A 24,175-nucleotide genomic window follows, 5' to 3' on the forward strand; every position below is an offset into this window, starting at 1 on the left:
TGTGTCGTATGGTCCGTGTCTCTGGTGGTCCGGCGGCCCCGTCCCGCCGGAATCCCCTGCGCTAAGCTGGTACGGGCGTGAGCTGCATCACTATTGCATCGCAGTGGGGGTTTCAACCGCGTTACACGGGCACTGCCGGCAAGGACGCCGCTGGTGAGGAGGACACCGTTTTGGACTACGGCCTGAGGTTTTCGGACCCGGCGAAGTACTCGCGTGCCCTGCGCCGCGCCCACGAACTGGTCATCTCCGGTGTCCCGCGCCCGGAGATCCCCAACGACCTGGCGGATTTGTGGCGCCGTTCCATGGCCCTGGGCATCAGCCCGGACCAGCACAGCCCACGGCACCTGCACGACGCCGCCGACGTCCTGGAGTTGCGGCGGGAGCACCGGCTGCAGCAGGTCATGCCGGCGCTTCAGGACCTGCTGGCCGACGACTCCAGTTCCGGCCGGCACCTGCTGGTGCTCACCGACGCCAGTGGCGAGGTCCTGTGGCGGGTCGGCAGCCCGGACGTGCTGCGGCGGGCCGACCGGCTGGAGTTCTCCGAAGGGGCCGACTGGTCCGAGGCCGGGATAGGCACCAACGCCATCAGCGAGGTGCTGGTCAGGGGCCGGCCGGTGCAGCTGTTCTCCGCCGAGCATCTGGTCCGCACCCACCACGAGTGGGCCTGCACGGCGGCGCCCATCACGGATCCTTTGACGGGTGAGTTGCTGGGTGTGCTGGACGTCTCGGGACCGCTGGACACCATCAGCGCCGACACACTGCGGATGGTGCGGTGCGCGGTCAGGGTGGCCGAGGCTCTTTTGGGAACGCCCGACGGCGGGAGGATACCGGGTGCCTCATCTCCCGTTCGGGCATCCCGGCAGCCCGTTCGCCGGCCGGTTGCGGCCGTTGAGTCGCTGCAGCTCCTTGGGGATAGGCCTTCCGCGGTGTTCCGGGGCGGGAGCCGGGTGCCGCTGACGCTGCGCCGGGCGGAGATCCTGGCACTGCTGGATTCACGTTCGCAGGGGTGGTCCGCCGAGGAGCTGGCCTTCGAGCTCTACGGCGACACGGGGACGACGGCTGCCATCCGCACCGAGATGTTCCGGATCCGGTCGATGCTGGGCGATGCCGTGGAGTCGAACCCCTACCGGTTCGTCGCAGGCCTGGCGGGCTGTTCGGATTCGGGGCGTGTGCTGCGGCTGCTGCACGAAGGACAGGTGGCTGATGCGCTGGAGGTTTACCGGGCTCCGCTGCTCAGCCGGTCCGGGGCCCTGGCCGTGCAGCTGCTCCGGGACCAGCTGGACCTGGCCCTCGGATCGGCCGTGCGGTCCAGCCGCGACGCCGGGCTCCTCATCCGCTGGCTGTCCACGGATATGGGCTCCGTGGATTCTGAGGCAGTTGAGGCATTAAAACGACTTGTGGGTCGCGCGGACGCGCGCTATCTGTCGTTCCGGGCTTCCGCCGGAGGTTGAGCCTGGCGCTGGTGCGTTGAGCCTGTCGAAACCCTAGGCGTGGGAGATTGACGACGTCTCCATGTGCGGCTGGGACGACTACCCGCTTCACACCGCCGGATCACGCCCGGCAGCGGCGTCATTGGCCCTCACCTCGGCTGACGGATGCAATCAAGCATGAACGTCCGGATCGAGACCCGCTTGTTGAGGCTGTGGGATGGTGCCGGTGGGTCAGCCGGGAACTAGAGCAAGTAAGACGGATGAAACGATAGCTGGAACGGCGGCATCGTTGGAGCCCAAACGAGATCTAGCTTCCCGCTCTCGTCAGTAGATGCGCATCCGCCCAGTCCCGTTCCGTCACTGGGCTGGCTCTCCACCGGTAATAGCCTTGCTTGCTGAATTTCAACACCCTGCAGGTCACCGCCACGGGAACACCGTCGGCGGCAAGATCTGTGACCAGCGGGTATGTCATTTTGGGTTGATGTCCCTTGCCAGATAGGCAGCAGCCCGGCGCAGAATTTCATTCTCTTGCTCCAACAGGCGGTTGCGCTTCTTCAGCTCCCGCATTTCGGCCGACTCCGCCGCTGCCGGACGGGCCCCCGAATCCTTACGTTCGGCGATGGCAATCCAGCGCTTCAGCGTCGTGACTGAAAGCCCGAAATCCTTTGCAATCTGAGCCAGCGGCGCCTCGCTCTTTCGGGCCACATCTATAACATCCTGGCGGAACTCCGCCCCATAAGCCGTCGGCATGGTCAACATCCTTCCACGAGCACAAGCTCGCTAGGTCAAGGAGTCAACAAAACCGGGGGGAGTCCCCCTCTAAGCTGGTGAACGCCACGAATCGAGGACCGTACTCACCAAGGACGCTGATAAGTCCGGGGACGTCGTACTTCGCATGAAGTCCCTGATCATTTGACTGGCTCATTCCCCGCACCAGATCAGTCACTCCCAGCCCACGCCAAATAAGTTCCCGGTCCCGCTTGGGAGTGAGCAATTCACTGGTGAGGCCACTCTGGTAGAGCAGATTCCAGAAGTCATTGCCCGGACCAGCGTAGTAGTGACCTCGACTCTCAGAATCTTCCGATGCTGCCGTTCCGCAGAGCACCACTGCCAGGCCAGGGGCAAGGATAGATGGAAGTCCACCCCCGCGCCTAGTCTCACTAGTATTCGGCACGTTGTTACGCGCGTCTTCGCGCTGGTCAGCGCACCACATATGAAAAGACCTTTTCGCGCTGCCGCGGTTTGTCGTCTTCGTACCAGCGGATTCGAAGTTGATAGCGGCCCATCTTGGCCAATGCGACGGCGTCGCTAGCTGGTTTCCCAATGTTAACTGGCGAAGCGACTACCGAGTTGAAAGGCATCTCGTCTATGAGGTTGATGTAGGTGTACAGGTTCTCTTTAGGAAGGTCGAGCTTTCCCTTTGGGGATGCCAGCTGTCGCCACTTGCCTGAAGGGCCTTGAACCGAGCACTCCACGCCTTGGACGGAAGCATTGCTGCCACGTACGGCCCATCGGAGGCTAACAACAGGGATCCGCGTATTCCCGATCTTTTCGGTTCCCCGTTTCCAAGTCGGAGGAGTCCAATGCGTGACACTACGTCGCCGCAGCAGCGGAGGTACGCCTAAGGCTGCGGTAATAGCGATGCCGGCAAGTGCCAGCAAGATACCGAGAGTAGTGGGGTCCATGGAACGGAGCCTAGCGCACGACAGCACCCCAGACGGGAGCATGTTAATCCCCACGCCCCGCAGATGCGCAGCAAAGGCTAATAGGCTTCCCGCACACAGATGGACGACGGGACCCAACTGACCGGCTGCACACAATCGCCAGGTCACCACCGATTCTGATCTCACCACCGGGCCCGGCGAATGTGCACAGCCTCCATTCGTTTGTCCCTCACTCCGAGGCTGCTCTTTCCCAGATAGAAACGACTTCGTCTCGGTACGCCTTGCCTTTGGTCACGAAGCGCCCACTTTGCGCCAGTTTGGCGGCGTAGGTGCGAAGCTGAGTAACCTCATCCCATTTGAAACCAGCCGCGAATGCGCCGGCCTCAAGCGTAGGTTCGTTCACGACATAGCCAGCTTCAAGGAGCTTCCGCAGTGCGTCGATGGCGAAATCCTTGCCGTAGCCGTGACTGATACCGTCCGATGAGTTCCAGGAGTTAGCGACGGATTTGAGCGCCTGCTGTACTACGGGATTAAGCGGAGCCGCTACCTCACTGGGGCAGAATCGAAGGCTGTCCTCCGCTGATAGCCAGCCTTCGAACGTTCGGTCCGCATTCCAGAGGATGACTAGTACGCGGTCAGCGTCCTGATAGATAACGCCATCGGCAATCTCCTGCATCTGGGACGGCTCCGGATGGACCAGGAACTTTTTGGGCTGTTCAGTCTCTGTGAAGCGAATGAGCTGGTGCAACTCGCGGGTTGCCTCAGCGTCTCCTTCACCTGTCTCCCGGTCGGGGAGAACTAGCTGAACCTCGCCGCCTCTGCCGAGGAAATCTGCAAAAAGTTTTGCTGAAGCGTCCTGGCCAATAGTCTTTGCTCAGTCAGTTCTGGTGATGTGTGCCCACCGTGTCATGAGAATAGCGTCGCATGCACCACAGACAAATAGCGGTCCAACGTGTGCTCACGAAACGCCGGCATCGGCGATTCGGCTACTGTGGGTGCAGCGAGATGTCGACGATGTGAAGGGTGGCAGCAGTGACGACTGGGGCGAGTGAAATCAGGGTTGACGCGTGGCAGGTTTCCGCATTTGAGCAGGCGCGGTCGTCAGGGACTCTAATCGTCTCACCTGAGTACCAGCGGCGCCCAGTATGGGCACCCAAGGACCAGATGCTGCTAATCGACTCGATCGCTCGGGGTGTCCCCATCGGTGCGATCACGCTGTACGTCGACTCCTCGCAGGGATACGACGTCTACGAAGTCATTGATGGAAAGCAGAGGCTGACTTCGCTCCTGAACTTCCTCGGTGACAAGCTCACGATCAAAACTTCGTACATCGAAAAGGCTGGTCTCGACGACGACGAATTCGACGTTGCGAACGATGAGGTTACGGTTAACTACCACGATCGGCTGTACTCCGACTTGGGGATCCAGTACAAAATGAGGCTGGGGCAGTACCAGATCCCGATTTTCCTTGTGCGGGGCGATCGATCGGCCGCTATTAGATCCTTTGCCCGCATGAACCGAAGCACTTACGCTTTGAAGCCCCAAGAGATCCGAAATGCCTTCTTCACGGGCACCGCTTTCCTCCAAACGGTCATCGACTACATCAACGACCTTGATTTAGCCGCCTTCGGTGAGAGCGGCACGTCGGCGTCTTCGCTTCTCGTCAAGATGGGCGGGATCTCGGCCGGATCGTGGGACCGCATGCAGGACCTACAGCTGATCTCTGAACTGCTGGTCCTGGTGCTCCACGACGTGCAGCACCGACGCGACTCGCTCGACGAGTTCTACGGCCTATACCGGGATCCGAAGGGTGACGCTGCGAAGAAGCTGGCCGAAGGGACCAAGCGGCTCCGCGCAATCCTCCTGCAGATCTGGCAACTGGCCCAAGAGACCAGTCTGCAGGCATACCACTTTCCTTCGTCCTGCGAGCACGACCTCTACGGGTTGGTGGGCGCACTACACGTGCGTGGGCCCCTGAGTAAGCCACAGATGGACAGACTGGGCAAGGAGTTGATTGACGTGGTGTCGGCATTTCGCTCCGAGACCGAAAAGTACGTGGATAAGGTCCGCAAGGGCGAGACTCCTTCGCCTGGGGAATTCGAACCCCTCGTGGAGCAGTACGGTCGTGGGTTCCTGGGCGGGCAGACCAACTCGAAGGCCCGCCGTCAGGAGCGCATAGATGTCTGGGTCGAAGTTATCAACGGCATGGTATCGACGCTCGACGGCAAGTCCGCCTTCACCGAAACACAACGCCGCCTAATCTGGGCGCATTCGGCCGACAAGATTTGTGCTAGGTGCGGCGAGGTTGTCGAATGGGACGAATTCCACGCCGGGCATAAATTGGCCTGGTCGCTGGGCGGGCGGACCGTGGTCGAGAACGGCCAAGCCGAACACGCGGCGTGCAACGTGTCTGCTGGTGCCACCGGCGCGTGACCTTCGGGGCTCGTGAGGCCGTGGGAGGTGCTCCACTCTATAGGGGGCTACGGGCATCAGGACCTTGCGGGGCCCTCCGATTTTTGTGGGCTCGAGGCCGGCCCAAGGTCAGGGTTCGGCGTGAAGCGCTTCTTGGAGGAGCGCGGATGTCGGTGGCGAAGTGGTCTGGGTCGGCCCGGGTCGTGGGGTCGGACAACGGATGTTCTGTTTCAGGATGGTTTGGGCGGAGGCTTGGAACTGGGTCAGGTCTACGAGGTCACGTCCCGAAGAGGGGTGCGCAGTGCACCCACTATCACTATGTGGTGCAACTTTTGATGAATCCGAGCGATCACATGCCCAAGGCCACGACAGAGACTCCTTCCACCGCTGAAGATCTTTGCGAATAATGCAGTAGCCGCTCCCTGCTACACGGACCCGCGCTTCGGCTGTACCTACCGCCTTAGCAGTATCAGAGCTGCCCTCTCCGCCGCGTCGCCCCTTACGGCCGTCCCGTCGCACCCTCAGACGTCGAATAGTGCACTTCCTGATATGCGCACCTACCAGTAGAGCTGCTGGGCCCCTACTCTGCCTGGCTGGAGGTGTACAGCATCGACGAGGCTTTCCTCGGCGTCAAAGGCACGTCGGCCGAACTCCTCGCGCTGGGCCGGGCGATGAAGAGCGGTCCGGCGGAACGTCGGAGTCCCGGTCTGCGTGGGGATCGCCGCCACGAAGACTCTGGCGAAACTGGCGAACAAGTGGGCGAAGAACAACCCCGGCTTCGGCGGGGTCTGCCACTGGGACTCCGTCCCCGCCACCGACCGGGAATCCCTGATGGGCCTCGGCCCGCCACTTGCATTCCGACATGTGAGATTGGTTGCAGCGGTCTCGGGCTCCCAACTGCCCAGCTGGACTCGTCAAGTTCACTGCCTCGTAGCTGCCGAAGTTGTCGCACCTACATGCCCATGTCGGGGTCTGTCTGCGCTGCCTTCTTACGCCTATACCACTGAACCCCCTTGTAGGCGCCATAGCTGGCGCCTACGATTACCACGATGCCGGCAATGACGAGCCACACCTTTTGCGGATCGATCTCGTGCTCGACCATGGCCGCTTCCTTGCTCTTCTGGAATGCTTGGAAGTGCGCCTCCGCCTGGGCCTGCGCGACCTTCCTTGCGGCGCTCAGCGCTTCCTTGCGCACCAAGATGTCCTCGCGCACCTCCGCGAGCCTTTCAGGCGCGGAGTCGAGAACTTCGGTGATGTTGGGAGCAAAGTGCGTCGTCTCCCAGAACCGGTGCGTGAATCCGCCGTATCCATTGTCGTGGACCTGTTGAACCCCGAACTCCTTGCCCTTTGGCGTAAGGCCGTACGCACCTGGTTCGCCGTAGAGGAACCCCTGGTTCTTCAGCAGACAATTGACTTCCACGGCGGTCGCACCGATTTGCTTGCCGATGCCTCGTGCGGATAATCCATGAGCATGGTTGTCCATGAGCTTGGTTCCTTCCTGATCTAGAATGCGTATATACGAGTACACATCTATGTATGAGTTGAACCTATACAAGTATCAGTAAGGTGTCAAAGCTATGGGCAATCGATCCGCAGGCGAAGTCCTTGCCGAGGCGCGCAAGAGCCTTGGCTGGAGTCAAGCAAAGCTCGCCGAAACTCTTGGCTTCAGCACCGTCCTGATTTCGAAGATCGAAAGCGGCGCGCGCGCCCCGTCTGAAGCGTTCATCCAGGCTCTGTCGTCTCATCTGCCCGAGAAGGCGAGGGCCGTCCAGGAAGCTGCAAGCTCCGAGGCGCATTCGGACAAGCGCAAAAGCGCGAGCCTGAAGGTCGTAGACGCGATGAAGCTTGCGAAGAAGAACGGCGAACGAGCCAACCGACTCAAGGCGCGGGCAGAGAACGATAAACACGTGGCCGATGAGATCGCGCAACTTCTCGTCGAGAATGTCAAAGAGTTTGACCGCGAAGTGGTCGATCCATTCTCTCGACTTCTGACACGCGTTGCCGACCTGCCGGAAGATGTGATCGTGCACGCGGACGTTCAGCCCTCGCACGCGAACCGGGAGTTCTCTGACGCACTCAACGACGCGCAGTTGAAGACCAGCAAGAGCATCTTCGCACTGCTGGGCGCCGGCGTTCTCGGGAGTGGCGCCGGTGCAGCGGTTGGAGCCGGAGCTGCAACTGCCACGTACATGACGGTCGCGAGCATCGCTACCGCGTCCACGGGTGCGGCGATCTCAAGCTTGTCTGGTGCTGCCGCCACATCGGCGACTCTCGCCGCAATCGGGGGAGGCAGCTTGGCCGCGGGCGGCTTGGGGATCGCGGGTGGAACCGCGCTGCTCACCGGGCTTGTGGCGTTGCCGGTGATCGCGGCGGTTGCGGGTGCTGTATTGGCGAGTGGCGGACGCATCCTGGAGAAGCAGAAGTTGGTCGAGCAGAAGATCCAACAAGCGGAGACTGACTTTAAGGCGAATGAGGTCATCGTGCGCAGGTTCGTGACTCGCGCGAGGAGGATCAACGAGATCTTGACGGTGGCACTACTCGCTGCGAGCAACCACCGACGCACCATAGAGCGCGCGTTGCCTGATCAAGGCGATGTTTCATGGTCTGAACTTGATCCTTCAAAGCAGGCTTCAGTGCGGCGCGTGGCGGAAATCGTCTTGGCGTGCCTGACGGTGCTCGCGCTGCCAATCGGCATGAACCTGAAGCAGGGCGCACCGAAAGATGCCATTTACGCCGAGATCGTCGATGAGAACTCCGTTCCTCAAATCGCGCCCGAACTGGAAGCGGGCCGCGAGCTTGAACACGAGTTCATCGACTTCGCAATTGAACAGTCCTTCAGCCAAGTCGCCCGATAAAACATTCGCTTGAGCACCGCCCGCTGAGCGTTCCGGCTGAGGGCGGCCGACTCCTTTCTCCTAGCCCGACTCGGTGTCTCGAAACCTCTGCGCCTCGAAACCCTTGGGGTTACGAGACCGGGCGTAGGAGGCTCAAGTTGGATAGCGTCTTTGAACGATATATCGGGCCGGGGTCCTTCGGCGCAGCAGAATGACAAGCCCACGTGGCCCCGAGTTCACTCCCCTGGTCTGGTTACGCGAGGCGACATAAGTCTTGAAGCAATGCCCGGCGCTAACTGAAAAAGTAAGATATTTGACGCCAAGGATTTGCTAGGTGTCGCAGACAGGACGTTACTTCCCAGAACCGGTCGGCATGGATACCAACGCAGCGACACCCTTGTCTAGACTCCCGTGTGCAATTATGGCCCCTAGTGCGCCGATCGGTGGGGGACGCCACCATTGGGGCTCCGGAAAGTTCAGCAACGCAAAGCGGTTCCTGTGTTCTTCGTAGTGCGACTGCCCCATGCATTCACTCCTCCTGCCGTGGAAAGGGTCCGCTCGCTCGCCCCGTCCCACAATAGAGCACGGGGAAACTCATGCTGCTTTGAGCGGAGCAGGTGCCTCCCTCTCAGCCATCGGAGGTGACCGACGCCGCCTTGGACGTTGATCTCGGACGACACCACGGAGCGGTTCCGACAGCGCCGGTCCCGCCGCGTTCCAGGCGTACTACGAGAACATGCCGCTGCGGGCCTGGTCCGCGCCGGCCAGGTTCGACATGAAGATCTACCGCACCATCCAGTGGGGCCAGCTGGCCAACTTCCACATGATGGACACCCGGCAGTACCGCGACGACCAGCTTGCCGGCAACGGCTGGAAGAAAATCGTGGCCGAAGGCCGAAGACCGCACCATCACCGGCGCCGAGCAGGAGAAGTGGCTGCTGGACGGCTTCCGCAACTCCACCAGCGTTGGGACATCCTGGGACAGCAGGTCTTCTTCCCCGAAAGGTCAGGAACCGGGCACCCGAGATCGACGAACTTTAACGCTGACAGTCCGGTGCCGTTCACTATTGGCTATCGACCGGGCGAACCTAAAATAGGAATATGGCTGACTTCATGAGCCCTGAGCGACGAAGCGCCCACATGGCAAAAATACGCTCCAAAGACACAAAACCAGAGCTGATGCTGCGGCGAATGCTACATCGCGCCGGGCTTCGGTACCGCCTCCACGATCGCCGATTGCCCGGAAAACCGGACTTAGTATTCGCCGGGCGCAGGAAGGTCATCTTTGTCAACGGGTGCTTTTGGCATGGCCATGATTGTCCAGTGGGGTCACGCTTACCGAAAAGCAACACGGAGTTCTGGGCAGACAAGCGACGGCGGAATCAGGAACGGGACGGCAGACAGCGCATCCAGTTAGTGGATCAGGGGTGGCGCTATCTCGACGTCTGGGAATGCGAAATCCTAACCGACGCTGACCTCCTCCGCGACGTCAGGCTCTTTTTAGGTCATTGAAGTACGAGCGGGCCGATTTTCGACCGGCCTAGCCACCGAGGATTTTGTGATTCAACTTCCGGCATGCAGGTTTCGAAAGCTATAAGCCGCGACGCTCCGTTCTGGATCGCGAGGGCGGGCGACGGCTGGCGGCTGGCGCACCCAGTCTCGTGACGTAGTTCAGTATCTGAAAGTCGGCGGTGAATGCATCCTTGCGGTGAATCAGTCGCGCACAACGATCACGTCCCCGGCCACGCTTCAGGTCAACGCTTGATCCGGTCATGCTTGAACGCGGGACTGATGACCTATAACGACAACCACGGATACCTGAACACGAAGGTCATCAGCGACGCACCCGGCGGTAGCTTCCGCGCTCTGGCCTACGCCACGGCGCCTGAATGCCCCGTCACCTAGGCACCCCCTTCGCAGTCAAGGACAAGGTTCCGGGCTGATCGATGGCTGGGGTAGAGCACCTTAGAACTTCGCCACCTCTATCGGAGTCTCAGGGAGCGGAGTCACGCCGCGGCCGAGGGCGGTGGGCTCGGCGCATCACTTTGGCTCCACTTTCTGTGGGCGGTAGCAACTTTGCAAGGGCAGGCAACCATTACTCGCGATGTCTTCAGCCGCCACCCTCTCCGGCCATCAGCTGATGGCATTGCAGGCGTCAGGGGGGAGGATGCCCTGTCCCACAGGACCGTTGCAGTCGTCTCTGTCGACGGACGGGACAACTACGCCGCCTTTAAAAGCGCCGTGCACACCGCCGCCCAAGGGGGTCAGCGGCCAAATTGTCATACCCGACCCCAATAATCAACAGTGTGAGGCGGCTACCGAGTCTTCAAAGACCAAAACCGGACTTCGTGGAGGATGGAGGCTAGTGACCTGAACGCGAATCTTTGGACATGTGTAAAATTCTCTTCTCGGGACCCGAGACCCTCTTTGGAGCCATCGGAAAAAGCCCGCGGGGCATTCCAGCGCTCTGGCGTACGCATCGTTGCGGCGAGATCGGCACGGTTGCCCCTTGATTCATGCGGCATGATTAGGTACCTGACTTTTCGCGTGACGACGCTGCCCAGACATCGGGGCTCGGGCCTGAAACAGGCCGCCTGGACATCAGAGTGATGTCCGTCCACAATGGAGGAATGATGAAGTACGTTGACCTGTTTTCCGGCTGTGGGGGTTTATCTCTTGGAATCGAGCGGGCCGGAGGTGAGCTCCTTCTGGCAGTGGAAAAATCCGATATGGCAGCGCGAACTTTTTACCATAACTTCCGTGAGCCTATGTCCGACATCCGGCGTTGGGAAGCCTATGTAGACCAACCACTCGAGCTGCAGGCCAAGCGCGGGGTGGCCGTTTCCGAGCTGAATGGCATATTGGAGAACGAAGGCCTTATGGAGTTCTTCGCCGCAGAAGAATTGGATCTGGTCGTTGGAGGACCTCCCTGCCAAGGCTTCTCGCTGGCAGGGCGCCGAAACCCAGAGGACATACGCAACAAACTCCCCTGGGAATACCTTTCGTTCGTTGAACGGACCCGACCCAAGGCCGTCGTTATCGAAAACGTCGTTGGCATGAGCCACCGTTTCTCGAGCGATGAAGACTCGGCGTTCAGTCAGCTTCAGCAGGCATTGAGAGAGACCACACCCGGTTACGAGGTTCAGGGCGTGGCGGTTAACGCCGTCCATTATGGGGCACCCCAGAATCGCCCACGATTGATGATTATTGGACTACGCCAGGATGTGGCTGACAGGATGTCGATACGGTCGACCGGATCACTCTGGCGATCTTCTTTCCTGTGTTCGCCTGAGGCAGCAACCAAGCCTCCGCTTGCACCGGCGCCCATTGTCGATAAATCGAATGCGCCGACCATTGCGGACGCCATCGCCGACCTGCAATCGGTCCTGCCTCAAGTGAACACCGAAAGGTCACGCATCTTCAGGGAACAGGTTCGGGCTAAGACGCTGTGGGGACTGCCCCCGGCTCCTCCCAGCCAGGACCATCCGGGCAACCAAAGCCCGCGAAAACATGCGGTACGCACGCAAGATCGATTCCGCCTATACCAGTGGATGCGCGACAACTCTGTACCTCCCCGGATACTGTCAGACATCGCACGCGGCCTTTCAACCGATGAAGTCATAAAAATAGTCCGAGGTAAGAACTACCCTGCGGTAGCACCGGACGGAACGGTAATAGCCAGAGACGAGGCCGGAATGTCACGAGAATTATCGCGTCTGTCCACGAAAAAACACTCCCAAAAAGCGCTTCATTGGGATGCTCAGGCTCCCACAGTCGTCACATTGCCGGACGACTACGTTCACCCGAGCGTCCCGAGAATCTTTACCGTCCGCGAGCTGGCACGGTTTCAGGGCTTCCCCGATGACTTCGAGTTTCAGGGTAAAGAAACGACTGGTTCCACCCGCAGGAGGTTCGAAGTACCGCAGTACTCACAAGTCGGAAATGCTGTCTCCCCGTTTTTGTCCCATGCCGTGGGTAAAATGATCGCGGGAATACTGGGAGCGGATGGGCGAAACTAGCAATTGGGGAATATGCAAGCGATGGAGCTCTATTCACAGCAGGAAATTCTCAACATGGGCTTACTGGAAAGAGCGGGAGTAGAGTTCGGCACCTTTCGACCGTCTCGGACGGGTTTGGAAAAGTTCATCTTGGACGCAACAATTCCGTTCCGGCTCTTCCTTCAGGAGGCCGGCGCCCATCAATTCGACCTCCAGCGACCTGGCAGCGAGAACAAGCAGAAGATTCCAGCCGTCCTAATCGACTGGACAGGCCATGCCGTGGAATCCACTGCATCCTTGTACCGTCCCCACACGAAACGAGGGGATCCACGCATGTGGTTCGGGGCCCTGCCAACGATTGCCGAACCGGGTGACCTCATCGTTTGCCTCTGGCATGCAGGGAAACTCTGGATTACCAACGGCTCGCGCGCGGATGCCAGGCTGATGCTGGCTCGCGCCGGAATCCCAGACGTCAAGGCGGAGGCACCCGAATCCGACCCCAGCGTTCTGGAGGATCTCCTCTCGCGGTTGCGGACAATCTCCGCAAAGGGATTTATTCCAGCGCCAGTCAACGGGCCAACAGCTGTCGGCAGACTCCTCGAGTCGGAGCTCGGCATCAAAATGAATTCATCAAAAGAAGCGGACTTTCGCGGCATAGAGCTAAAGTCCGCGAGGTCCGGTGGTCGAAGGGCAACGATGTTCGCCCAGATCCCGGACTGGAATCATAGCCTTTACTCCGGATCAGGGGAGCTACTCGATGCCTTCGGATACGACACGCCGGACGGTCGTGCTCTCTCGTGCACGGTAAGCGCCCGGAAAGCCAACCCGCAGGGCTTATACCTCCAGATAGACCGTGATGCGGATCTCCTTCGCGTCCGGGAGAACGAACTCGACCCCCACGAGGTGGTCCTGTGGAGGTTGGAAACGCTAAGGAACCGCATCGCCCATAAGCATGCCGAAACATTATGGATTGAGGCCGCCGTGCGCCAAGTGCAGGACAAAGAATACTTGTTTTTCCGGGCCGCTCGCCACACGCGAAACCCACATCCAGATGCGCTGACCCCCCTCCTGCGGAAGGGGGCCATAACCATGGATCTACTCATCCGAGAAGATGGCGACCACGGCTATCTGTTCAAGGTTGCACTTGGCGAGTTGGAGTCCCTGTTCGGCTACTCCAAACGCTACCTCCTGTCATGACACCGTCCTGGGCAGTTACGGCTGTGCAGAGACCTCGATTTTTTCCTTCCAGTGCCTGATCCCAACAGTCAGCGGAAGGTCCAGTTGCCTGACCTGAAAATGACGGGTAAGGATGCACCTGCTTGATTCGGTGACAGCAGTGATCGCACCGTCGTAGTACGGCGGTGGGCGTGGGTGATACCGTCTAGGTTCTCGGGGCGGTGGGTATGAGTTGAACGTCGTAGCCAAGTTGGTCGAGTTAGCTGACGGCGTGGCGCTCGGTTGTCCTGCGGTGGGTTCGCTGCACGTGGTCGGAAACTACGTCTTCGAGCACTGTGCCTGTACTGAGCATGTTCCAGATGGGGACGATCACGGAATGCTCGATTGCCAACAATGCCCTCATCGGCCCTCTGTGTGATGTCAGCCGCTTGTAAATTGATTACCACAACGTGCCGTTGGTTCTGACTGCTGCCATGGCGGCTATGCCAACTGCGCCTTTCAGGTGGGTGTTTCCAGGGCGTACCTGGCTGGATTTGAATTGCCGGCGGATTCATTGTGTCTGGGGCAAACTCCTGCCCACGATGCAAGGTGAGCAGCGGTCGGGAACTGGGCCATGTCGGCCCCGGTTCATCAATTGTCGTGAGCAGGTCGATACACCAGGCCAGAGGGGCCATCACGGAATCTGGCGTAGTCGCGGTGCCAACCGGTCAGCTCAACCAGCTCGTTCAGGATCCGGGTCTTCTCTGCACTATCCGCGCCCTTGTAAGCGAGGGCTTTCTTCTTTGTCACAGCCTGCCGCTGAATCATCGTGAGCTTCATAAAAACGAGCATGGCCCGCATCCGCTTCCACCATGTAGAGCCACGCCGCTACGCGGAGGTTTTCAAATGAGGCATCGTATCCGGCTACGCGGAGGTTTTCTATGAGTCAACGCCGAAGGTTGACGCGAGGAAATTCCACTGATAGGTTCCTAGATTACATGAATGGTACTTCGCGGAATGCGGGGATCGACCAGGTCAGTACTCGAAAGCGCACCCACTGATTTATTTGGGTGGCTCGTTGAGGTGACCGAACGCCGACCGCGACGTACTTCTTCCCATGTGCTCCATGACACTTATATGGGTGTCCGAGCCAATATGGGTTACTCGCCTCGGCGGGCTACCCAGAACCCGGAAACCAAAGGGTTTTCGGCGGGATCACAAATCCCGAGCTAGCCCAGAGAGGCTTTTTTCATGTCTGAGAAGAACCGCGCCGCGACAGTCGCACACCACCTCCAGCAGAGCAAGGAAGACACGCAGTTCGCGACGCCCTACCAGCTGGTGAGTTCCACCCTGCGGGCCCAGAACTCCAAAGCCCGGGCCACCGCCGTGGACCTCCTCATGAGCGAGTTTGGCCTCCAGACGTTCGATGCCGAAACGGTCGCCCGTTCGGTGGCGGACCTCAGCCAGCTCAAGGATGCTGCCCGGAACCCACAGAGTCGCCGCTACGGCCAGTTTGAAATTACCTTTATCGAAGTCGACGTGGTCACGTGGAGGATCCTTCCCTCGATCGAGAACATTCGGTTTGAAGGTGACCGCGCTTGGAAGGCCGGCAAGGCCCTCCGATACGTGACCCCTATGTCTGGCCAGCCTGTCCTCGGCCTCAAATCCGGGGACCCTGACTTCGTCGTTCGTTCTCTGCGCGACCAGACCAGGACGATCTGGGAAAAGAACCCCCACTCGCGGTCGATTCCCATGCGCGGAATCGAAACCCCGGGACTTCTCTCAATAACGAGGCTTGCCCTGGGGGACAACGACAAGATCGGTATCCTTGACGCAACCGACGGATTCAGCAGGACCGTAGGCGCACAACGCGGATCGGGGATCGACGTCGACGAGGTCCTATTCGATCTTCAGCGCGACGCCACCGAGAACAAGTTGCGGCTCGAGCTCATTGAGCTTAGGGACTCGGGCGAAGCCGACGTGGACAGCGAGGCCGGCGAGGTCGCGGCGGCGCGCCTCCGGTCAAGTGTCATGCCTCGGGCCCAGATCATTGTCGGATACCGCAAGATTGGTATCGGGCACGATGTCCAGCCGCCCTTCGACGAAGTCCGCCGGTCCCTCGTAGGCCACATCCACCTCGAGCCCCCCTTGACGTTTCTGGATACAACGACAAACGCGTTGAAATCCCGAATCGCCCTCGAAGCCGTGCACACCGAGAACATGCTGCCCGCCGTATCGGGCATTGGTGCGGACAAGCTGCTCAACATCCTTCGGGGTGAAGCCGAAACTGACGTCGCGGACGGACTCCTGCCCAATTCCCTCGGCGGCCTCCACCCTGACGAGATCCTCCTTCTGGCCACCGAAGCGCTTGTCGCGCCCGCGGACCCTAAGCGAGTCAGGGCCGTCAACGCAGCTATCCTTTCCCTTACCGGTAAGAAACCTCTCAAATCGGAACGAGCGGCCCTCGCGGCGGATACCGCAATGCGGGTGAGTCGGCTTTCTCTGAGTCTGGAGCTGGACACTGCCTTTAAAGGGCGTCGGTCGACCATCCAGAGGGTTCTGGCCGCTTCCACGCTCAAGACAGCACGCCTTACCCGCCGTCCGGTCTTGGAAATTCGGGATGAAGCCATCCGAAAATTGAGGGCGCAGAGTGCCAACCTCGAGGATGTCAGCACGGAGGTGTCGCCCGATGCGGCCGAGCTTGGCGTACTAGGATTGTATTGTCTGGTTGAGGGCGTCATGAGCCTCAAGGACGGCCAGGGACAGCCCCTGCTGATCAGGTCGAACTCACGGATCAACGGCGAGTACATGCCTGAACCACAGCAGATCATCGAAAAGATGGTCTCCACGGAACCGGGGTTGCAGCAGCTCGCCCAGGCGATCCTCGACGCCCGGGGCAATCGTGCCCCGCGCCGTCTTCTGGACGGCGAAATCGCCGGAACCAAGGCCGGCGAAGACTGGAAACTGCTGGAGACGGATGACCTGTACCGGTACAAGCTCACCAATTGGTCGGGGAAGATCGATCCCTCGTCAGATCCGTACGTGGCCAGGGACATCTACCGGCGACAGCTTGTCGAAGGGGTTGCCGCGCTGAGGAACATCGCAGACAACCTGAAGCGAATTGAGTCCCCCAACAGCCGTACACTCATCGACGTAGAGGGCCTTGCCCTGGACTCGGAATGGAAGGTCCTGGACGACCTCGCTTACGAGTTGCGCACTTGGAGCCGCACCGCCGCGCAGGCCGGACCAATCGTCCAACCAGCCGCCGAACCCGGTGAAGACGGGCCTGAACACGAGGACGACAGTTTCTCTGACGAGGACGATCTCCTCGACGAGGATGCCCTGTTCCGTTCCTAGCCAATCTCGAGTGGGTTCCCTGGTTCCGCGATCTGGGAACCCACTCTTTCCTCCTCGAGACACAAACGCCAAATCCGAACATGACATGAGCGAAGACAGCGAAGGCGTCTTGTTCCGGTCCCAAAAAAGCGTGTCCCATTCCGTGCAGATCCCTGACGGCCGGCACTGACGGCCGCGGTGTCTCCCCTGAGCGACCGGAGTCTGGCCATCGCCCCCTTCACCTCGTATCGAACAAGGCCACCGCACAAGAATCCTCAAGTTCTTCACCAGCGAGGAACAGGCCAAAAAGCGCCTCGAGCTCTGATCCCACTCACGCGGGCACGCCACCTCTTCAAGGATCCCGCCCTCGTCGCCAAGCGCCCGTTCTTCCCCAGTCTGCTCACCTCGCTGAACGAAGCCCAGCCGCGTCGAAGTCCTGATTTCCAGCTGTCCGCTGGCCAACCTCCGGCGCGGGGACAGCCGTGCGAAGGGAGCGTCCGGCCAGACCGGACGCGGCCTTCGTGGTTGTGAATCGGCAAACAGGTTCAAAGCACCCGATTCAGTCGATGAACACCGGCTCCTTGGCACCATCCGAAGACTCGATAACGGGCGCAACCTTCCCCGAACGGTGGTGAATCCAGTTCGCCACCGCCAGAAGCGCCACGAGTCCGAAGGTGCTCAGGAGCTGGGGACGGGAATCCTCGCCGATGAAGCCCACCGTGAAGATCGCCGCGAGGATGACAAGACCAAACACCGTTAGCCACGGGAAGCCGGGCATCCGCAGGGGTAGCTCCGTCCCGTCGCGGTCGGCGAGGAGGCGCAGCGCGAGCTGGGCGAGGAGTGCGGACGTCCATACCAACAGGCACGTCGAACCCACGATGTTGAGCAGGACGGGAAGGACCTTCTCGGGGAAGGCCAACTCCAGCACCACCGTGACAACGCCGAAGGCGACGCTGGCCAGGACCGCGACCACCGGAACCCGGGCCTTGGACACGGAAGCGAGCAGGCGCGGCGCTTCACCGCGCTCCGCCAAGGAGAACGCCATCCGCGAGGCGCCGTACAGGTTGGCGTTGAGGGCGGAGAGCAGTGCTGCGACGGCTACCAGGGTGATGGCGGTGGCTGCGCCGGGCATGCCGGCGGCGTCCAGCACCGCGGCGAACGGGCTCTTCAGTCCCGCCGAACCCACGGGAACCACGGCGGCGATCACGAAGATAGCGCCGATGTAGAAGACCAGGATGCGCCACAGCACGGTCCGGACTGCCTTCTTCACGCTGCGGGCCGGCTCTGCGGTCTCGGCTGCCGCCACGGAGACGATCTCGGTGCCGCCGAACGCGAACGCCACCACGAAGAGAGCCGTGGCAATGCCGGCGAAACCGCTGGGTGCGAAGCCGGCGCCGGTGAAGTTGGACAGGCCCGGCGACTGCACGCCCGGCAGCCAGCCGAACAGCAGGGCGGCACCCACCAGCAGGAAACCGACGATTGCGGCCACCTTGAGCAGCGCGAACCAGAACTCGAACTCGCCGAAGTTCTTCACACTGGTGAGGTTCACGGCGGTGAGCACCACGATGAACACAAAGGCCATCAGCCACACCGGCAGGGCCGGGAGGATGGTGGCCAGCAGGCCTGCCGCACCGAGGGCTTCGGCCGCGATGACCACCACGAGCTGCAGCCACCAGAGCCAGCCCACGGTGGCACCGGCCACCGGCCCGTAGGCCTTGGCGGTATAAACGGAGAAGGCGCCGCTGTCCGGATTGGCGGCGGCCATCTCGCCGAGGGCCCACATCACCAGGATGATGAGGGTGCCGGCCACGAGGTAGGAGATCAGCACCGCCGGGCCCGCGGCCTGGATGCCGGCGCCGGAGCCGATGAAGAGGCCCGCGCCGATGGCGCTTCCGAGCCCCATCATGGTGAGCTGGCGGGGTTTGAGTGCGGCGCCAAGTGGGCGGGCAGACGTCTTTGTCTGTTGTTCCATGAGGATTCCTCTGGTTGTAGGTGGAACGGATTGGGGTTGAGGGTCAGTCGGTTGTCAGGCTGCGTGGGCTTCCAAAACCCTGAGCACGCGGTCGTTGGAGGCGGGGCCGGCAACGGTTATCCGCACGCCGTCGCCCGGGTAAGCCCGGACCATGATGCCCGCGTGGTCAAAGGCATCCACCAGACTCGCCATGAGCTGGTCGTCGGCACGGATCCACAGGAAGTTGCCCTGACTCACCTGCAGTTTCCAGCCCTGGGCTTCCAGCTGCGCGGCCATCCGGGCACGCTCACGTTTGACGGCGGCGACGCGGGCTTCCATCTCCGCCCCGGCGTCCAGCGATGCGACGGCCGCCTTTTGGGCCAGCGCGCTCACGGAGAAGGGAAGGGCTGTCCGGCGCAATCCCTCAGCAATGTCCGGCGCCGCCACGGCGTATCCCACGCGCAGGCCGGCGAGCCCGTAGGCCTTCGAGAAGGTGCGCAGGATGCAGACGTTCGGGTACTGACGGTAGAGCGCCAGGGAATCGGGGCCGCTGCCCGCTTCAGCGTATTCCACGTAGGCCTCGTCGATCACCACGAGGATGTCGGAACGGACCGCACGCAGGAAGGCCTCGATGCGCTCATGGCTGATCGGCACGCCGGTGGGATTGTTGGGGGTGCAGAGCAGGATCACCTTCGTGCGGGCAGTGACGGCCGCGGCCATGGCCTCGAGGTCGTGGCCCTCAGCGTCGTCCAGCGGGATGCGGACCGGCCGGGCCCCTGCCAGCTCAACCAGGATGGGATAGGCCTCGAAGGAGCGCCACGCGAAGATCACCTCATCCCCGGCGTCGCACAGGCCGGTGATGATCTGCTGGAGGACGCCGACGCTGCCGGGTCCCAACGCCACCTCTCCGGCCGTGACGCCGAGGTGGCGGGCAAGCCGTTCACGGAGTTCGACGGCGGCACTGTCGGGGTAACGGTTCATGGAACCGGCCGCCGCGGCCACCGCAGCCGCAGCAGCGGGCAGGGGCTCGTAGTGGCTTTCGTTGCTGGCCAGGGCTGCGATGTCCAGGCCGGCGCTGCGCCGGCCCGGGACGTAGGGCGGAAGTCCGGCCACCGCGCCACGAAGGGTGGGAAGCGCAGCGTCCGGTGCGGTCAGGATCTGATCACGGGTCATGAGCAACGATCATGATTGTGACCCGGCCCACAATGCAAGATACCCTCAACCCATTGGGACTTCTGCTCAACCTCTACTGTCTATGGTGAAAATATGACCATCCCGAACCCCCGCACCCTGGATTCCCTCGACGGCAGGATCATTCTCGCCCTCGACAAGGATCCCGAAGCCAGCGCCCTGGCACTCTCCCGGACACTCGGCGTCGCACGGAACACGGTCCACGCCCGGCTGGCACGGCTCGAGCGCAGCGGCGCCCTCCGCTCCTTCAGCCGGAGGCTGGATCCTGCCGCGCTGGGCTATGACCTGATGGCCTTCCTCTCCCTGTCCATCAGCCAGACCCGGACAGGTGCGGTGGAAGACGGTCTCGCCGCGATTCCGGAGGTCATCGAGGTGCACGCCACCACCGGGGACGCGGACCTCATGGCCAAGGTGGTGGCTCGCAGCACGGCCGACCTCTACCGCATCACCAACGAGATCCTGGAAATCGAGGGAATCCAGCGGACCAGCACGGCCATTTCCGTGCTGGAACTCATGCCACCCCGCTACGACGGCCTCCTGGCCCGGCTCTCTGCCCAGGAATCCCGCTCCTCCAGCTAAGCACAGGTGACGCGCGCCACAGGTGGTCATATTTTCACTGATACCTGCATCCTCCTGCCAAATATCCCAATCAAACTCTCGCCTCTTGCTTATCTGTGAACCAGCCCACAAGATTCCTGCATGACTACTCTTACCGTCTCCGGCCGCGTGGCGCAGGTTCTCAGCAGCTACCTCAGCGATGTCTTCGGCGTCATGGGCAACGGGAACGTCTACTTCCTGGACGCCGCGGAGAAGCTGGGCCTCCGCTTCTCCGCCGTCCGCCACGAAGGTGCTGCCATCGCCGCGGCCGACGCCTACTACCGGACGTCGGGACGCCTCGCCGCGGGCACCACCACCTACGGCCCCGGCTACACCAATGCACTCACCGCCCTCGCCGAGGCGGTCCAGGCGCAGATTCCCGTCGTGCTGGTCACCGGGGACGCCCCGAGCAGCGGCGCCCGGCCCCAGGACGTGGACCAGACGGCCATCGCCGCGGGCCTCGGCGCGGCCACCTTCACCGTCACCCGCGACGCCGCGGGCTCCGTCACCCGGCAGGCGGTGGAGTACGCGCTCACTAAGCGCACCGCCGTCGTGCTTGCCATCCCCTACGACCTCGCGGCACTCGAGGCAGACGATGAAGAACTTCCGTCGCCGCTGGCACCTCAGGTAACGGACGACGTCGACGCCGGCCTTGGGCAGGTAGCCCGCCTGCTCGCCGGGGCGAAGCGGCCGCTGATCCTCGCCGGCCGCGGAGCGCACCTCGCCGGAGCCGGCCCGGAGCTCCGCGAGCTCGCCGACCGCCTCGGCGCACTGACCGCCGGAACCGCCCTGGCGCTCAACCTCCTCAAAGGCGAGGGGTACCTGGGCGTCGCGGGCGGTTTCGGCACCGACACCGCGGCCGGGCTCATGGGCGAGGCCGACGTGGTCCTCGTGGCCGGGGCGAGCCTGAGCCCCTTCACCATGCGGTTCGGGCACCTGCTCGGCCCGGACACCACCGTCATCCAGATCGATACCGCCCTGCAGCCGACCAACCCCCGGGTGGACACCTTCCTCAGCGCGGACGTGAAGTCCGCTGCGGGACAGATCCTGAGGATGCTGGACGGCGGACCGTCGGGCAACGCCTGGCGCGCGGAAGCCCGCAAACGCCTGGCCGAAGGACCGGCCCACCACCCAGGGTCCCACGAGACCCCGGACGGCCGGCTGGACCCGCGCGCCCTGGCCACAGCCCTGGACGCCGTGCTGCCGGAGCGCCGCACGGTGGTCCAGGACGGCGGGCACTTCCTCGGCTGGGCCCCGATGTACTGGCGGATCCCGCGGCCCCAGGACCTGGTGATGGTGGGGACGGCGTTCCAGAGCATCGGGCTGGGCCTCGCCAGCGCCGTCGGGGCAGCCCGTGCGGTGGAGGACGGCCGCACCCTGGTGCTGGCCTCGGGCGACGGCGGTTTCCTGATGGGCCTGTCCGACCTGGAATCGCTCATTGGCACGGCGAGGAGCGCCGTCGTCGTGATCTACAACGACGCCGCCTACGGAGCCGAAATCCACCAGTACGGCTCCCAGGGCCTGACCGAAAAGCCCATGCTGATCCCCGAGGTGGACTTCAGCGGCGTCGCCCGGGCATTGGGGGCTGAGTCCGCGATCATCCGTTCGCTGGCGGACCTTGCTGCGCTCACGGCGTGGATCGACGCAGGCGGCAAGGGAACGTTCGTGGCCGACTGCCGGATCACGTCGAGCGTGCGGGCCCCGTGGCTGAGCGAGTGGATGGAGGCCAAGCAGGCCAAACAACCAGCCTGACCACAGGTCCGACTGGTACCATATCCAGTACAACAAGGAGGAAGACATGGCAATCACTACCAGCGAGGCACGGCGGGATCTCTTCGGCCTCATCGAACGCGTCAACCTCGATCACACCGAAATCGAGATCACGTCTAAGCGCGGATCCGCAGTCCTCATGTCCAAGGAAGAGTACGACGCCCTGGTGGAGACCTCCCATCTGCTGCGGTCGCCCAAGAACGCCCAGCGATTGCTGTCATCCCTTGCTGCCGTCCGGGATGGCCAAGTCACCGAGCACGAGCTTACCGATCCGTGACCGCCGGCCGCAGGCTGGCATGGACCGCCGAAGGGTGGGAGGACTACCTCTACTGGCAGACCCAGGACCGCAAGACACTCAAGCGGATCAACACCCTCATCGAAGACACACTGCGCGATGATCCCTTCGACGGCATCGGAAAGCCGGAGGCCCTGAAGCACGCGCTGGCCGGAGCATGGTCCAGGCGCATCGGCCAGGAACACAGACTCGTCTACCTGGCGGATGACCCGTACGTGACCATCCTGCAGGCCCGCTACCACTACTAACGGCTGGTCCCCGAAGCGCCAGCGATGTGGGACCTCGCCTGGTCTTGATGGTGCGGGACGGCGAATGGATGCAGGCCAACCAGGCGGTGAAGGCTGCTGTGACGGGCTAGGATCCCGGAAGCAGTTGGCCCTGTCGCTTTGCACGTCGGTTCGGGCACAATGGCGGAGGCGGATCCCACCGCAAGCCCGGGAGAAAAACAATGGCTGGAAAACCTGCAGCAATCGTCTTTGACGTAAACGAGACGTTGTCCGACATGTCCCCGCTCGCGGGCCGGTTTGCCGAGGTGGGTGCTCCTCCCCTCCTGGCAAAGGTGTGGTTCGCGAGCCTGCTGCGCGACGGCTTCGCCCTCACTGCCGCCGGAGACAAACAGGCTTTTGCGCATATCGGGGCTGAGGTTCTGCGCGGGCTTCTTCCTGCACGTGATCTCAGCATGGAGGTGGAGGAAGCCGTGGAACACATCATGGCCGGCCTGGCCGGGCTGAAACTGCACCCGGACGTCCCCGGCGGCGTACGGGCGCTGAAGAACGCCGGCTACCGGCTGGCCACATTGACCAACGGCTCCACCGAAACCGCGGAGACGCTCTTCACGGACGGCGGGATCATGGACCACTTTGATGTGCTGCTATCCGTGGAGGACGCACCTGCCTGGAAACCAGCCCCGGCCTCCTACCACTACGCAAGCGGCGTCCTGGGAGTTCCGGCCGAACAGCTGCTGCTGGTGGCGGTACACCCTTGGGACATTCACGGTGCTGCACGGGCAGGCTTGCGTACCGCCTGGCTCAACCGCAGGGGAGGACTGTTCCCCGCGTATTTTTCGAAGCCTGATTACACCGCCGCCAGTCTCGAAGACCTGTCCGGCGTCCTGGCAGTTGGATAAGCAACAGCCTCAGCAGATTGCTGCCGCACCAATGCCTTCCGATGGCACGAAAAAGGAGGCCGACGGCGACACCAAGTGTCCGCCGTCGGCCTCCTTTAATGCCCTCGCGGTACTTTCCCCCGCAGGGCGCCGGACCCTAGGCCGCCGTTGGAAGCGTTACGTAGCTGCCCTCGATGACGCTGGCGGCAACAACAGGAGTGCCGCCTGCTGTGACATAGCTGCCACGCGTGGCTGCTCGCAGGTTTCGGGCGCCCGCGACCGTGACATAGCTGCCCTCGACGCCGACGGGCACGGTGCCGGCGGGGAAAGTCACGTAGCTGCCGCCGCGCACCGCCGCGTCAGCGTCAGTGGTATTACGGGCGGTTTCGGCGGTAGTTGGGCGATCGGTCAGCAAAGTCATGGTTCTCCTTGGAGTG

The 24,175-nt window shown here is 62.1% G+C and carries 23 protein-coding genes and 2 pseudogenes; 14 read left to right on the top strand and 11 right to left on the bottom strand.

Annotation, left to right across the window (positions count from 1 at the left end; genetic code table 11):
• The first annotated feature begins 77 nt into the window (after positions 1-77).
• Entirely contained in the window at positions 78-1,451 is a 1,374-nt protein-coding gene (locus IAQ70_RS03330) for a GAF domain-containing protein (protein ID WP_317983565.1), read from the top strand.
• 295 nt (positions 1,452-1,746) lie between these two features.
• Here the strand turns inward: IAQ70_RS03330 and IAQ70_RS03335 are convergent.
• The 4 genes and pseudogenes from IAQ70_RS03335 to IAQ70_RS03345 form a co-directional block, all read right to left on the bottom strand.
• A pseudogene (locus IAQ70_RS03335) lies at positions 1,747-2,180 on the bottom strand (transposase); the annotation flags it as partial.
• 43 nt (positions 2,181-2,223) lie between these two features.
• Positions 2,224-2,643, bottom strand: coding sequence for a mismatch-specific DNA-glycosylase (locus tag IAQ70_RS23265; RefSeq protein ID WP_407682554.1), 420 nt, complete (start codon positions 2,641-2,643; stop codon positions 2,224-2,226).
• The gene (locus IAQ70_RS03340; protein WP_190987893.1) at positions 2,630-3,115 is read right to left on the bottom strand and encodes a hypothetical protein; all 486 of its coding nucleotides are present in this window, start codon (positions 3,113-3,115) and stop codon (positions 2,630-2,632) included. The genes IAQ70_RS23265 and IAQ70_RS03340 overlap by 14 nt, the downstream gene beginning before the upstream one ends.
• A 208-nt stretch (positions 3,116-3,323) precedes the next feature.
• Positions 3,324-3,842, bottom strand: a complete 519-nt coding sequence (locus IAQ70_RS03345) for a hypothetical protein (RefSeq protein WP_190987895.1) — start codon at positions 3,840-3,842, stop codon at positions 3,324-3,326.
• 284 nt (positions 3,843-4,126) lie between these two features.
• Here IAQ70_RS03345 and IAQ70_RS03350 point away from each other — a divergent pair, with 284 nt between their 5' ends.
• The gene (locus IAQ70_RS03350; RefSeq protein ID WP_317983574.1) at positions 4,127-5,527 is read left to right on the top strand and encodes an HNH endonuclease family protein; all 1,401 of its coding nucleotides are present in this window, start codon (positions 4,127-4,129) and stop codon (positions 5,525-5,527) included.
• Between the two features lie 542 nt (positions 5,528-6,069).
• A pseudogene (locus IAQ70_RS22610) lies at positions 6,070-6,343 on the top strand (Y-family DNA polymerase); the annotation flags it as partial.
• Between the two features lie 115 nt (positions 6,344-6,458).
• On the opposite strand, the gene IAQ70_RS03360 reads toward IAQ70_RS22610, so the two are convergent.
• Positions 6,459-6,989 (bottom strand): hypothetical protein, encoded by a 531-nt coding sequence (locus IAQ70_RS03360; RefSeq protein ID WP_190987901.1) that lies wholly within the window; start codon positions 6,987-6,989, stop codon positions 6,459-6,461.
• 94 nt (positions 6,990-7,083) lie between these two features.
• Between IAQ70_RS03360 and IAQ70_RS03365 the strand changes: the two genes are divergently transcribed.
• The 5 genes from IAQ70_RS03365 (at position 7,084) to IAQ70_RS03385 (ending at position 13,535) form a co-directional block, all read left to right on the top strand.
• Positions 7,084-8,361, top strand: coding sequence for a helix-turn-helix domain-containing protein (locus IAQ70_RS03365; RefSeq protein WP_190987903.1), 1,278 nt, complete (start codon positions 7,084-7,086; stop codon positions 8,359-8,361).
• Positions 8,362-9,076: 715 nt separating this feature from the next.
• A complete protein-coding gene (locus IAQ70_RS03370; RefSeq protein WP_190987905.1) occupies positions 9,077-9,457 on the top strand; it encodes an alkaline phosphatase D family protein in 381 nt (126 codons plus the stop codon).
• A 23-nt stretch (positions 9,458-9,480) separates the two neighbouring features.
• Positions 9,481-9,852: a very short patch repair endonuclease gene (locus IAQ70_RS03375; RefSeq protein WP_317983575.1), complete on the top strand. Its 372-nt coding sequence runs from the start codon at positions 9,481-9,483 to the stop codon at positions 9,850-9,852.
• A gap of 1,118 nt (positions 9,853-10,970) precedes the next feature.
• Positions 10,971-12,359 (top strand): DNA cytosine methyltransferase, encoded by a 1,389-nt coding sequence (locus IAQ70_RS03380; RefSeq protein WP_190987908.1) that lies wholly within the window; start codon positions 10,971-10,973, stop codon positions 12,357-12,359.
• Between the two features lie 21 nt (positions 12,360-12,380).
• Entirely contained in the window at positions 12,381-13,535 is a 1,155-nt protein-coding gene (locus IAQ70_RS03385; RefSeq protein ID WP_190987909.1) for an MvaI/BcnI family restriction endonuclease, read from the top strand.
• A 238-nt stretch (positions 13,536-13,773) separates the two neighbouring features.
• Here IAQ70_RS03385 and IAQ70_RS23025 read toward each other — a convergent pair whose 3' ends face one another.
• From IAQ70_RS23025 to IAQ70_RS03395, 3 genes are all read right to left on the bottom strand, one after another.
• Positions 13,774-13,905 (bottom strand): hypothetical protein, encoded by a 132-nt coding sequence (locus tag IAQ70_RS23025; RefSeq protein WP_263406476.1) that lies wholly within the window; start codon positions 13,903-13,905, stop codon positions 13,774-13,776.
• Positions 13,906-14,012: 107 nt separating this feature from the next.
• Entirely contained in the window at positions 14,013-14,129 is a 117-nt protein-coding gene (locus tag IAQ70_RS23270) for a transposase (RefSeq protein WP_190987910.1), read from the bottom strand.
• Between the two features lie 15 nt (positions 14,130-14,144).
• A complete protein-coding gene (locus IAQ70_RS03395) occupies positions 14,145-14,354 on the bottom strand; it encodes a hypothetical protein (RefSeq protein ID WP_190987911.1) in 210 nt (69 codons plus the stop codon).
• A gap of 390 nt (positions 14,355-14,744) precedes the next feature.
• Here IAQ70_RS03395 and IAQ70_RS03400 point away from each other — a divergent pair, with 390 nt between their 5' ends.
• Positions 14,745-16,850 (top strand): hypothetical protein, encoded by a 2,106-nt coding sequence (locus tag IAQ70_RS03400; protein WP_190987912.1) that lies wholly within the window; start codon positions 14,745-14,747, stop codon positions 16,848-16,850.
• A 538-nt stretch (positions 16,851-17,388) separates the two neighbouring features.
• On the opposite strand, the gene IAQ70_RS03405 is transcribed toward IAQ70_RS03400, so the two are convergent.
• Together IAQ70_RS03405 and hisC are read right to left on the bottom strand one after the other, a co-directional pair.
• Entirely contained in the window at positions 17,389-18,801 is a 1,413-nt protein-coding gene (locus IAQ70_RS03405) for an amino acid permease (RefSeq protein WP_190987913.1), read from the bottom strand.
• A gap of 54 nt (positions 18,802-18,855) precedes the next feature.
• The gene (gene hisC / locus IAQ70_RS03410; RefSeq protein ID WP_190987914.1) at positions 18,856-19,953 is read right to left on the bottom strand and encodes a histidinol-phosphate transaminase; all 1,098 of its coding nucleotides are present in this window, start codon (positions 19,951-19,953) and stop codon (positions 18,856-18,858) included.
• A gap of 93 nt (positions 19,954-20,046) precedes the next feature.
• Here hisC and IAQ70_RS03415 point away from each other — a divergent pair, with 93 nt between their 5' ends.
• The 5 genes from IAQ70_RS03415 to IAQ70_RS03435 all read left to right on the top strand — a co-directional run bounded on the left by IAQ70_RS03415 (position 20,047) and on the right by IAQ70_RS03435 (position 23,759).
• Positions 20,047-20,550, top strand: coding sequence for an Lrp/AsnC family transcriptional regulator (locus IAQ70_RS03415; RefSeq protein ID WP_190987915.1), 504 nt, complete (start codon positions 20,047-20,049; stop codon positions 20,548-20,550).
• Between the two features lie 120 nt (positions 20,551-20,670).
• Positions 20,671-22,320, top strand: a complete 1,650-nt coding sequence (locus IAQ70_RS03420) for a thiamine pyrophosphate-binding protein (RefSeq protein ID WP_190987916.1) — start codon at positions 20,671-20,673, stop codon at positions 22,318-22,320.
• A 46-nt stretch (positions 22,321-22,366) separates the two neighbouring features.
• Entirely contained in the window at positions 22,367-22,615 is a 249-nt protein-coding gene (locus IAQ70_RS03425; protein ID WP_190987917.1) for a type II toxin-antitoxin system Phd/YefM family antitoxin, read from the top strand.
• Positions 22,612-22,881, top strand: coding sequence for a Txe/YoeB family addiction module toxin (locus IAQ70_RS03430; protein ID WP_190987918.1), 270 nt, complete (start codon positions 22,612-22,614; stop codon positions 22,879-22,881). Before IAQ70_RS03425 ends, IAQ70_RS03430 begins: the two co-directional genes overlap by 4 nt.
• A 200-nt stretch (positions 22,882-23,081) precedes the next feature.
• On the top strand, positions 23,082-23,759 hold the full coding sequence (locus IAQ70_RS03435) for a haloacid dehalogenase type II (protein ID WP_190987919.1): 678 nt from the start codon (positions 23,082-23,084) through the stop codon (positions 23,757-23,759).
• A gap of 136 nt (positions 23,760-23,895) precedes the next feature.
• On the opposite strand, the gene IAQ70_RS03440 is transcribed toward IAQ70_RS03435, so the two are convergent.
• Positions 23,896-24,159 (bottom strand): hypothetical protein, encoded by a 264-nt coding sequence (locus IAQ70_RS03440; protein ID WP_190987920.1) that lies wholly within the window; start codon positions 24,157-24,159, stop codon positions 23,896-23,898.
• Positions 24,160-24,175: the final 16 nt, after the last annotated feature.

It is taken from the genome of Pseudarthrobacter sulfonivorans, from assembly GCF_014712225.1.
GTDB lineage: Bacteria > Actinomycetota > Actinomycetes > Actinomycetales > Micrococcaceae > Arthrobacter > Arthrobacter sulfonivorans.